Source organism: Amycolatopsis sp. lyj-90, assembly GCF_046549035.1.
Classification (GTDB): Bacteria; Actinomycetota; Actinomycetes; order Mycobacteriales; family Pseudonocardiaceae; genus Amycolatopsis.
In genome coordinates this window covers 750,574-759,499 of sequence record NZ_JAJPWP010000002.1, presented here as the reverse complement: position 1 = coordinate 759,499, position 8,926 = coordinate 750,574, and the positions used below count along the sequence as shown (strand labels likewise).

Below are 8,926 nucleotides of genomic sequence, written 5' to 3'. Positions count from 1 at the left end.
GTCGTCTATAGGATGACAATGAGGGATGTGGATCCCGCGCGGACGATCCGGGCGGTGCATGACGTCGTGGCCGAGGCCCGGTCCGGCGCTGTCGAACCGGACCGGTCTTTGACGGCTTTGGCCGCGCTGAAGACGGTGCGCGAAGAACTGGCCGCGTGGGAGCCGGAGTTGATCGCCGCGGCGCGGGCGGGCGGGACCAGCTGGACTTCGCTCGCTCCGGCACTGGGAGTCGCGAGCCGTCAGGCGGCGGAGCGGCGGTTCCTGCGGTTGCGGCCGTCCGTCACCGGGGAGAACACGGGGGAGGCGCGGGTCGACGCGGAACGCGAGCGGCGAGCGGGCGATCGCGCCGTGGCGGACTGGGCCCGGCGCAATTCGGCGATCCTGCGGCAGTTGGCCGGGCAGGTCGAGGCGCTGGATGGATTGGACACCGGGCGAAGGAAAGCGCCGACAGACTCGGCACGGCGCTGGGCGAGAACGACGTGACCGGTTTGCTGGCGCCACTTGCCGACCTGCGCGCCCACCTTCCCCGCGAGCACACCGGTTTCGCCGAACGGCTTGGGGAGATCGGCACGCAGGCCGATCAGGTTCGGCGGGACGCCGCCGATCACCGTCGCGAGCGCACTACCTGATCTTGCCCCGGATGGGAGGGACGGGTGTCACACGATGGGGTCGTGACGATCTTCTCGGGACGGGGTCTTAGTGGTGTGGAAGTAAGGATGGAACTCCGAGAACTTCCACTGAGCCACAGGAATCGACCCGAGGAGAAGTGATGACGAATTCGACTGCCACCCAGGCACCGCGCCAGTCGACCGAGGTCGCGAAGACCGGCACCGGCGCGCTGGAGTCGAGCAAGGGCTCCACCACGATCGCCGACACGGTCGTGGCGAAGGTCGCCGGTCTGGCCACTCGTGAGATTTCCGGTGTGTACGACCTCGGTAATGGCGCCGCCCGTGCCTTCAGCGCGATCCGTGAACGGATCCCCGGCGCCACGGCCTCGGCGAGTCAGGGCGTGTCGGTCGAGGTCGGCGAGAAACAAGCCGCGGTCGACCTGCAGATCCTCGTCGAATACGGCGTGTCCATCGCCGACCTGTCGCGCGCGATCCGGAAGAACGTCATCGGCGCGGTCGAGCAGATCACCGGGCTCGAGGTGGTCGAGGTCAACATCAACGTGTCCGACGTGCACATCCCCGGTGACGACGAGGACGAGGACACCAAGACCGACACCGGCCGCGTCCAGTGAGCCCCGGCGTCGAGATCGACGCCGACCGCATCGCCACCGCTGTGCAGGCCCGGCCCCACATCGCGGGTCTGCACAGCGGCCGGTTCGGCGAGATCGCCACCCTCCTGCGCGGACGCAGGATCCCGGGGGTCCGCGTCCGCGACGACGAGATCACCATCGGGGTCACCGGCCGCTACCCGGCGACCGCCGTCGAGATCAGTGACGACGTCCGCGGCGCGGTGGGGCCGATCGATCGCCCGGTGCATGTGCGGATCGGCGACATCGCCTCTCCGGCCGACGAACCGGAGACGGTGCCTGACGCGTCTCATTCCTGATCCACGCCAAGGAGAACCCATGAATTCCACGCATCTCGGTCTGCTCACCGGTCTCGCCCTCGGGCTCGCGGCCGCCTTCGGCGGGTTCGGCGCGTTCTTCGTCGTCCTGGTCCTCGGCGCCCTCGGGTTGCTGGTCGGCCGCGTCCTCGACGGCAAGCTCGATTTGTCGCAGCTCACCGGCCGCGACAGGGGCTGACCGCCATGACCGCCACTCTGCCGGGCCCCGCACCCACAACGGCTCCAGCCGGAACCGAGGACCGAGGCGTCCTTACCATCTCCGACAGCACCGTGGAGCGGATCGCTGCTCACGCGGTGACGGAGGTCGACGGCGTCGGCGGCGCCGCGAGCCGCGTGCTCGGTGTCGCCGTCGGCGGGGAAGATCTCGACAACAGCGCCAAGGTCACCGCGAAGGTCACCGGTGACACGGCCGCCCTCGACGTCCGGATCTCCATCAGCTATCCGATGTCGGTCTCTCGCACCACGGAGAACGCCCGCCGGCATCTGATGCGCCGCGTCGAAGAGTTCACCGGTCTCACCGTGTCGCGTGTGGACATCACCGTGACCGCCCTGCACACCGCCACCGCCGAGACCAGGAGGGTCCGGTGAAACGCCGCCCACGCCGTAGTATGCCCGCGACCCTCACCGGGGTCGTCCTGCTCGCGGCCTGCTCCCTCGTCGCGGTCGTCGCGATCCAGATGCTCCTCGGTGAACGTCCCTGGATTCGTTACGACACGGTCGCCGGTGCTTTGCACGACACGCGCTGGAGCGATGTCGTACCGGCCATCGCCGGCGCCGTCGCGGTTCTGCTCGGGCTGGTCCTGGTCTTGGCGGCGATCCTGCCGGGCAAGCCCACCGTCCTGCCGCTGCGGGGTGACCTGGACTCCGGGGCCTCGCGACGAAGCTACCGCTCCACCCTGCGCGCCGCTGCCTCCACAGTGGACGGTGTGTCCGATGCGACGGTGAAACTCAAGTCCCGCACGGTCTCCGCGACGGTGAGTACCGGACGGACGACCACCGAGGGGCTCGCGGATGCCGTTCGCGGCGCGATCGCGCACCGGCTCGACCAGATCGACCCCGCCCTCCGCCCGACCGTCAAGGTCAGGGTCCGTGCCGCCAGGAGCGCGTCATGACCAGTCTCAACCGGCCTTCCCGCCTCAATCGCACCGTGCTCGCCCTCTTCGGCCTCGTTCTGATCGCGGCAGGCGCCTTCACCCTGCTGACCCATTTCGGCACGCTCAGCGTCCTGAAACCGGAATCCGCGCTGGTACCCGGGACCGGACAGCCACCCACCTGGGTGCTCTATGTCACCGCCGCGGTCGCGGTGGTGCTGGGCCTGCTCGTGCTGCGCTGGCTCGTCGCGCAGCTGACCCGTAAACCCAAGACCCACACCTGGCGCTTCGAGACCGATCCGGACCTCGGCCGCACGGAGCTGGCCGCGAGCACCGCGGTGGAGCCGTTCACCACCGAGGTGAAGGACTATCCCGGCGTCCACACCGCGCACGCGACGCTCGCGGGGACCCGCGACGCACCGGCCGTCGCGTTGGTGATCAGTGCCGAACAGGACGGCGACATCACCGAGATCCGGCGCCGGATCGACACCGACGGCTTGCCGCGGCTACGTCAAGCGCTCGACCTCGACACTCTGCCGGTGACCGTCGAGTTCCGCTTCTCCACCAAGACAGGCGCCCGCGCGCTGTAGGCCACTCCGCTCACAACTCGAAATGAACGCGCATGGTCGTGCCGTGGACATCCGTGTGGAGGCGTACGAGGTCGGCCATGTGGTTGACCAGAAGCAGGCCGCGGTTGCGCGGCTGGCCGGGCGTGGCCGGGTGTCGTCCGGCCAAGGGGTCGGTCAGGGTGCCGTGGTCGTGGACCTCGCAGACGAGATGCCGGTCGGTCGTCCAGATCCGTAAGCGGCCGGACCCGCCGCCGTGGTCGACGCTGTTGGTGATCAGCTCGGTGACGACCAGTTGCATGTCGGCCGCCTGGTCATCAGACAGGCCGGCACGGTCAGCATGGGTGCGCGCGAGTGCCCGTGCCTGGGCGAGGCTGGTGGCATCAACGGCGAGTTCGGTGGCGTCGAGTGGCCTGGGCAGCGGCCGGTTGTAGTCGGTGATGACCTGCTCGGGGTCATAGGCCGTGCTGATCCGTCGGCCTGTTCCGTCGATGAGAAGCGGATGGGTCGCTTCGGCGTCTGCCAGCGCAGCCGGAGCCAGGTTCTCTATGTCGTAGGGGCAGAGGATGGTGAGATCGCGGCCGGCGAAAGCGAGATTGATCAGGGCCTCGTGTTGTACGCAGGCGGGATACTCCTGGTCGGTGCGACTCGGCCAGATCGGTTCGCCGATGATGCGGACACGCTGCCCGGCATAGGCATCGGCGAACGCGCGCAGGACACCAGGGATGATCCGGCCGGGGTTGCGACCGGCGATGCCCATGTCCAGCAAACGCACTCGTTCGGCGTCAGGACCTAGTTCGGCCCGTAGCAAGACGAGGTTGTCTTCCGGCACCGCCACGGCGACAGGTTCCTCAGCGGCAAGCCCGGCCAGGACGAAGGGGACAGTACCGGCCAGGTACTCCTCGGCTCCCCGGTAGAACAGGGCGGGGTGAACGAAACATTCGGCGTCGGGTGCGTCGGCGACCGCGCTCATGACGTACCCCGCTCGTCTATCACGATCTTCGCCCGCTCTGCCGGACACAGCAGCGGCAGCACCCTGAGCAGGATCGTCGGGGGCCGGGTGAGCGTGAGAGGCGTCGGATCGGGACGGCGTTGGGCCGCGTCGAGCAGCATGGTCGTGCCGTGAGTATCGATGAACGACAGCCGGGCCAGGTCGAGCCTGCCGGGGACGGTGTTGACGGCCACCGGTTCGAGTGCGGTGCGCCAGACCTCGCGGGTGCTCAGGTCCACCTCGCCGATCATCTGCAATCCTCCCTGGCCGGGCAACCGGACCACACGCAGCTGGGTGGTGTGCGACGAACTCACAGACTCAGCGTACGCCGGTAGGCCACAGCCCTAAGGCGAGGACTCAACGCTCATACTGGATCCGGCACTACCGACGGTGATCAGGTATGCCGGCCGTCCAGCGCGTCAGCGGGTCTCGCCGCCGGCGGGGGCGTTGGAGGGAATCGATGTTCTCGGGCTGCTGTTGCCACCAGTCACGGTGCTCGACGTGCCAGCCAGCGTCGTCGTCACACGTCAGCCATGTGCGCGGGCACGGCAGGACGTGGCCGTTCATCGCTTGCACTGAGCTGGGTTCGAAGTGCACCGTGGACTTGCCGGGATCATCTCCGAGGACTCCGCCGGGATAGACGCGGCGCACCATTGCGCGGCGGCCGCCATCGGGAGTGATGACCCAATCTCCTGTCTTCAACTGGCGGGTGGTGTGGCCACCTTCGTCGGAGGGAGTTGACTCGGTGTCCATCCCGTGGTTCTCCTTCCGCCAGAGCCGAATCTAACGCCGCTCTTCACGAAATTCGTCACCTGGGGGAGAACGTCACACAAGCGAGTGACCTGGCAGTTCGCTCGGGCTGTAAGCCGTAACGGCCCGTGGTCGCGTTCGCTCGTGAAGCGGCGCGGGCGGGGTCGGGGATCAGCCTTCCAGCGCCGCGGCCCGCGATGGGTACAGCATCAGCTCACCGGTCAAGCCGGTCAACTGCAAGGGCCGCACGACATTTCGGCTGTCTGCCACGATGCGCACCTGGGTCGTGCCGGTACACAGCCGTTCCGCCCAGATCAGCTCCGCCATACCGACCGAGGCCAGAAATTCCACCGCGGTCAGGTCGATGATCAGGACACGGGGTCTGAGCCGGAAGGCTCGCTCGACCAACGATCTGAGCTGGGGCGCCAGTGTGAGATCCAAGGCCCCGGACACACTCAACACGGCTGTCTCGCCGGAGCTGTCCAGTGAGACGACACCTGCCGAAGGTTTAGCTCGGCGGCCAGTGGTCATATCGTTAGCCGACTCTGGTTCTGTCACGACTCAATACTCCCGGGGTTGGAGGAAATCCGCCGCCCAGGCGCACGGCGTCAACGGTCGCTGTGCCGGGTCCGAGCTCGGAAGTTCAGGCGATGCGATCCGACGGCCGGTTCGTGGTGTGCAGTGCCTCGTCGATGGTGTGGTAGAGGCGGAGAACGATGTCGAGTCCGGTGATTTCGATGGGGCGGATGACAGGGCTGTTGGAGTCCACGACGATGCGCAGGGGCTGTCGGCGTACCTCAGCCTGGGTGTGAGCTGCCATGAGTGCGACGAGACCGGCGGAATCGAGAAAGGCGACTCCGGTCAGGTCCACGATGCAGCCCTGGCTGCGCGGGTCGTTGATCGCGGTGATGATCGCTGTTTGGAGTTCGGAGGCGGTGTCCGTGTCGATTTCGCCGGTCACGGTGACCATGGCGTGTCCGTTCTGGACGCCGCTGACCACCGTCATGCCGACTGGCTGCTCGACCGGCGATGGTTGGTCCATGGTTCCTGACGCTTCCGGCCAGGCGAGAGCAGGGTGTGCCCCGCGGGTCGAGGTCCGGCGCCTGGTCTCGTGGCGCCGGTCAGTCCCGCACATGCCAGTCCTCGGCCGTGGTGAGATGCCGTGTCCGGCCGCTGCTTCCGTCGCGGTCCAGGGCGAGTTGTGCCCAGACGGTCTTGTGATCGGCGAAGTTACGTACACCCCAGGCCGAAGCGAGCCGGTCGACCAGGACCAGACCTCGCCCGCCGCCCGCGTGCGGGGAACGGATTCGTGGCTGGTCCGGAGAAGCGTCATTCACCTCGATGAGCAGATTTTCGTCGTCCGTCAGTTCCAGATGGCAGGTTCGTGGGCCGTGGCCGTGCCGGTTGGCGTTGCTGACCAGTTCGTCGGTTACCAGTACCGCGTCATCGACGATGAGACCGCTGTACCTGCTCAACAGGCGACGGACTTCGAGGCGTACTACCCCGTTCGCCGTCGTGGCCAGGTCGTAGGTCAGGCGGCTCGAGCCTTGTTCCTCGCGCGCGGAAATCCTTGGCTGTGCTGACATCCGTCCCACCTGCCCTCGTCGTAGGCGACGACCGGACACATCGCGCACTGCGAGTGGGGTACCCACTGAGGACAGAGGCAAACGTCCAGTTCGGCACTTCGTCGCTCGGTCTCTTTCGGAGCTACCGGGCGGCTCGGATGGCGATCACGACGGTGTCGTCGGCGTGGAGGACAACGTCGTGCATCTGGGTGGCGAGGACGCCAGGGATCGCCGCGGTGGGCAATCCGGCGCTACGGCCGACCGCGCCCAGAAGCCGGGTTTCGCCCTCGACGTAGTCTTTGCGGCTTTCGATCAGCCCGTCGGTGTAGAGGACCAGAAGATCGCCGGGGGCGAGCGTTCGGTGGACCAGGCTGTGGCTGCCTGGATCGGGGAAGCCGACGCCTCGCCCGACCAACGGTGGGATGAGGAGTTCGGTGTCGCCCGCGGTCGTGGCGAGGACCGGTCGGGGATGGCTGCCGTTGGCCAGGACGACGTCACCGGTGGCCGGGTCGAGCCGGGCCAGCAGTACCGTCGCGACAAGGCTCGATTCGATCGTCGCCAGCGCGACGGCGGCTCGTCCGATCAAATCCTGGAACGCGTGGCCTTCCAAGGCGAGAGTGCGGATCGCATGCGTGACGGTCAAGGCGTTACGGGTCGAGGTGACGCCGTGGCCGACTGCATCGACGAGGGTGACGTGGACGGTGCCATCCGGCAGGACGAACCAATCGTAAAGATCGCCGCCGGTCGGGGAATCCGGTTCGCTGGGCGCGTAATGCACCGCCAGATCGAATCCGGCGACCTGAGGGGGCGGCGGGCGTAGCGGACCGGTCACGATCTTGAGGTGCGAGGGATTGGCGAGGTAGTGGTCTGCCAGGTCAGTAGCCAGTTCGGCAACGCGGTGGTCATCGGGCTCCCCGCCCGTTACTTCGGCAGTGCGCTTGGTCAGGTCGACGAACCGGGGGTCTTGGAGGGCGTGCTCGACATGGGTGAGGTAGTCGTCGAAGCCTTCTGGGACCAGAGCCTTCGCCAGTACGAAGGCCCCTCGGGCGGTGGCCACGTCGTCGGGGGTGAAGCCGAGGCTGGGCATTCCTTCCAACAGTGCCGTGGCGCGGTCGGGAAGTAAGGCTCGGTCGCCAGAGGCAAGCCGGCGCAGTGCGCCGCGCCGCCAACTCGTCGATCCGCTCGGTGAGGTGTCGCTCGACGGCGGCGAGGGTGGTGGCGAACGACGCGGCGTCGGCGTCGAGCAAGGGGCCGATCTCGGCCAGTGGTACACCGGCGGCGGCCAGCGTCCGGACCTGCACCAGCCGCAGCAGGTCGTCCGATCCGTAGCGTCGATAACCTGAACTGTCGCGTGCTGGTTCGCCGACCAGTCTGAGCTTGTGATAATGCCGCACGGTTTTGATTGTGATGTCGGCGAACGCGGCCGCCTGACCGATGGTCAGTCCGGCGGCCAGGCCGCTCAGCGGGCCTCCCGATCCTGTGCGGCGGCGGTCTCACGCACCGCGACGGCTATGGCCCGGAAGTCCTTCCGCACGATCTGCGTGTGATTGCTCGCTACCTTCGCGCTGACCCGCAGGTTCGGCTTCCGGCGGAGTACCGGATCCAGTGAAGCGCGCATCTGCTCCATTCCTCCTGTTCTCCGCCGAGGTTCGCACCCGTGGCGAAAACGTAACGCACGGGGCAGGTCAGCCGGTCCAGCGTCGGCTCGATGGCAGCGCAGATCTCGTTGATCTCGATGCCGACCTCGGCGTGCTCGTCGGCGGACATGGCGGCGGTCAGGCCCAGCGGGCGTCCGAGCGGCAGGAAGAGCCGCATCCGGCGAAACGCCCGCCGGATGCGCTCCCGGTTCTCCTCGCCGGTCAGTCCCCACGGAACCGCGCCGTCGACCACGACCACGCCCGCGACGCGGTCCGGATTGCGAACGGCCCAGTGCACCGCGAGCGCCGCACCATAGGACCAGCCGACCAACAGCGGACGATCGACACCGGTCACCCCGACAACCGCGTCGACGTCGCGAAGGGCACCCTCGAAGGAATAGTCCGCCGACCGTGTCGACGCGCCACGGGCACGTCCGTCATAGGTGACGTGCCTCCACTCGGTTCCGAGCTCCGCGATCACGTGTCGCCAGGACCGCTGGGCGGCGTAGGCACCGTTGAGATAGACGATCGGCCGCGCAGGGCCGCAGGTATCGGTGACCGCGAGTGCCGCATCATCGACAGGCACCATGCCGGTCCACGGCGGGATGGTTGAACGCGTCATGCGATCAGCGTCCACCTTGACCTTAGGACAACCTCAAGGTTGATCCGCCAAATCGCTTCAGTCGAGGTTCGCGGCCACGCCGGGCCACCTCTGATGCGACGCCTACGCAATGCAGCGCAACGTGGGCGGCGA

Annotated in this window: 15 protein-coding genes and 2 pseudogenes; 8 read left to right on the top strand and 9 right to left on the bottom strand. The window is 67.7% G+C overall.

Annotated features, from left to right (window positions below; genetic code table 11):
- Positions 1–18: 18 nt before the first annotated feature.
- The 7 genes and pseudogenes from ACLJPX_RS09305 (at position 19) to ACLJPX_RS09275 (ending at position 3,253) form a co-directional block, all read left to right on the top strand.
- Positions 19–629 (top strand): annotated as a pseudogene (locus ACLJPX_RS09305) (HSP18 transcriptional regulator).
- Positions 630–769: 140 nt separating this feature from the next.
- Positions 770–1,240 (top strand): Asp23/Gls24 family envelope stress response protein, encoded by a 471-nt coding sequence (locus ACLJPX_RS09300; RefSeq protein WP_410599699.1) that lies wholly within the window; start codon positions 770–772, stop codon positions 1,238–1,240.
- Complete coding sequence (locus tag ACLJPX_RS09295) at positions 1,237–1,554, top strand: hypothetical protein (RefSeq protein WP_410599698.1); 318 nt, start codon at positions 1,237–1,239, stop codon at positions 1,552–1,554. Before ACLJPX_RS09300 ends, ACLJPX_RS09295 begins: the two co-directional genes overlap by 4 nt.
- A 19-nt stretch (positions 1,555–1,573) precedes the next feature.
- A complete protein-coding gene (locus tag ACLJPX_RS09290) occupies positions 1,574–1,750 on the top strand; it encodes a hypothetical protein (protein ID WP_410599697.1) in 177 nt (58 codons plus the stop codon).
- A gap of 5 nt (positions 1,751–1,755) precedes the next feature.
- Positions 1,756–2,160 (top strand): Asp23/Gls24 family envelope stress response protein, encoded by a 405-nt coding sequence (locus tag ACLJPX_RS09285; RefSeq protein ID WP_410599696.1) that lies wholly within the window; start codon positions 1,756–1,758, stop codon positions 2,158–2,160.
- Entirely contained in the window at positions 2,157–2,684 is a 528-nt protein-coding gene (locus ACLJPX_RS09280; protein ID WP_410599695.1) for a DUF6286 domain-containing protein, read from the top strand. Before ACLJPX_RS09285 ends, ACLJPX_RS09280 begins: the two co-directional genes overlap by 4 nt.
- Positions 2,681–3,253 (top strand): alkaline shock response membrane anchor protein AmaP, encoded by a 573-nt coding sequence (locus ACLJPX_RS09275; protein WP_410599694.1) that lies wholly within the window; start codon positions 2,681–2,683, stop codon positions 3,251–3,253. The genes ACLJPX_RS09280 and ACLJPX_RS09275 overlap by 4 nt, the downstream gene beginning before the upstream one ends.
- 10 nt (positions 3,254–3,263) lie before the next feature.
- Here the strand turns inward: ACLJPX_RS09275 and ACLJPX_RS09270 are convergent, their stop codons facing one another.
- From ACLJPX_RS09270 to ACLJPX_RS09240, 7 genes are all read right to left on the bottom strand, one after another.
- Positions 3,264–4,202 carry an anti-sigma factor RsbA family regulatory protein gene (locus ACLJPX_RS09270; protein WP_410599693.1) on the bottom strand — a complete coding sequence of 313 codons (939 nt, stop codon included), beginning with the start codon at positions 4,200–4,202 and terminating at the stop codon, positions 3,264–3,266.
- Positions 4,199–4,534: an STAS domain-containing protein gene (locus ACLJPX_RS09265; RefSeq protein WP_410599692.1), complete on the bottom strand. Its 336-nt coding sequence runs from the start codon at positions 4,532–4,534 to the stop codon at positions 4,199–4,201. Before ACLJPX_RS09265 ends, ACLJPX_RS09270 begins: the two co-directional genes overlap by 4 nt.
- A 67-nt stretch (positions 4,535–4,601) precedes the next feature.
- Positions 4,602–4,973: a hypothetical protein gene (locus ACLJPX_RS09260; RefSeq protein WP_410599691.1), complete on the bottom strand. Its 372-nt coding sequence runs from the start codon at positions 4,971–4,973 to the stop codon at positions 4,602–4,604.
- Between the two features lie 168 nt (positions 4,974–5,141).
- Positions 5,142–5,528 carry an STAS domain-containing protein gene (locus tag ACLJPX_RS09255; protein WP_410599690.1) on the bottom strand — a complete coding sequence of 129 codons (387 nt, stop codon included), beginning with the start codon at positions 5,526–5,528 and terminating at the stop codon, positions 5,142–5,144.
- A gap of 85 nt (positions 5,529–5,613) precedes the next feature.
- Complete coding sequence (locus tag ACLJPX_RS09250) at positions 5,614–6,012, bottom strand: STAS domain-containing protein (protein ID WP_410599689.1); 399 nt, start codon at positions 6,010–6,012, stop codon at positions 5,614–5,616.
- 79 nt (positions 6,013–6,091) lie between these two features.
- Positions 6,092–6,556: an ATP-binding protein gene (locus tag ACLJPX_RS09245; RefSeq protein ID WP_410599688.1), complete on the bottom strand. Its 465-nt coding sequence runs from the start codon at positions 6,554–6,556 to the stop codon at positions 6,092–6,094.
- A gap of 121 nt (positions 6,557–6,677) precedes the next feature.
- A complete protein-coding gene (locus ACLJPX_RS09240) occupies positions 6,678–7,622 on the bottom strand; it encodes a PP2C family protein-serine/threonine phosphatase (protein WP_410599687.1) in 945 nt (314 codons plus the stop codon).
- A gap of 103 nt (positions 7,623–7,725) precedes the next feature.
- On the opposite strand from ACLJPX_RS09240, the gene ACLJPX_RS09235 reads away from it, so the two are divergent.
- On the top strand, positions 7,726–7,878 hold the full coding sequence (locus ACLJPX_RS09235; RefSeq protein ID WP_410600052.1) for a hypothetical protein: 153 nt from the start codon (positions 7,726–7,728) through the stop codon (positions 7,876–7,878).
- Here ACLJPX_RS09235 and ACLJPX_RS09230 read toward each other — a convergent pair.
- A pseudogene (locus ACLJPX_RS09230) lies at positions 7,831–7,929 on the bottom strand (MerR family transcriptional regulator); the annotation flags it as partial. The gene ACLJPX_RS09235 and the pseudogene ACLJPX_RS09230 sit on opposite strands and share 48 nt — an antisense overlap.
- 160 nt (positions 7,930–8,089) lie before the next feature.
- Entirely contained in the window at positions 8,090–8,794 is a 705-nt protein-coding gene (locus ACLJPX_RS09225) for an alpha/beta fold hydrolase (RefSeq protein ID WP_410599686.1), read from the bottom strand.
- Positions 8,795–8,926 lie beyond the last annotated feature (132 nt).

What these genes read in the sequence shown, in the direction of transcription:
- ACLJPX_RS09300 (WP_410599699.1), top strand. Translation starts at nt 770, where the DNA reads ATGACGAATTCGACTGCCACCCAGGCACCGCGCCAGTCGACCGAGGTC.
- ACLJPX_RS09290 (WP_410599697.1), top strand. Translation starts at nt 1,574, where the DNA reads ATGAATTCCACGCATCTCGGTCTGCTCACCGGTCTCGCCCTCGGGCTC.
- ACLJPX_RS09285 (WP_410599696.1), top strand. Translation starts at nt 1,756, where the DNA reads ATGACCGCCACTCTGCCGGGCCCCGCACCCACAACGGCTCCAGCCGGA.
- ACLJPX_RS09275 (WP_410599694.1), top strand. Translation starts at nt 2,681, where the DNA reads ATGACCAGTCTCAACCGGCCTTCCCGCCTCAATCGCACCGTGCTCGCC.
- ACLJPX_RS09270 (WP_410599693.1), bottom strand. Translation starts at nt 4,202, where the DNA reads ATGAGCGCGGTCGCCGACGCACCCGACGCCGAATGTTTCGTTCACCCC.
- ACLJPX_RS09260 (WP_410599691.1), bottom strand. Translation starts at nt 4,973, where the DNA reads ATGGACACCGAGTCAACTCCCTCCGACGAAGGTGGCCACACCACCCGC.
- ACLJPX_RS09250 (WP_410599689.1), bottom strand. Translation starts at nt 6,012, where the DNA reads ATGGACCAACCATCGCCGGTCGAGCAGCCAGTCGGCATGACGGTGGTC.
- ACLJPX_RS09245 (WP_410599688.1), bottom strand. Translation starts at nt 6,556, where the DNA reads ATGTCAGCACAGCCAAGGATTTCCGCGCGCGAGGAACAAGGCTCGAGC.
- ACLJPX_RS09240 (WP_410599687.1), bottom strand. Translation starts at nt 7,622, where the DNA reads ATGCCCAGCCTCGGCTTCACCCCCGACGACGTGGCCACCGCCCGAGGG.
- ACLJPX_RS09225 (WP_410599686.1), bottom strand. Translation starts at nt 8,794, where the DNA reads ATGACGCGTTCAACCATCCCGCCGTGGACCGGCATGGTGCCTGTCGAT.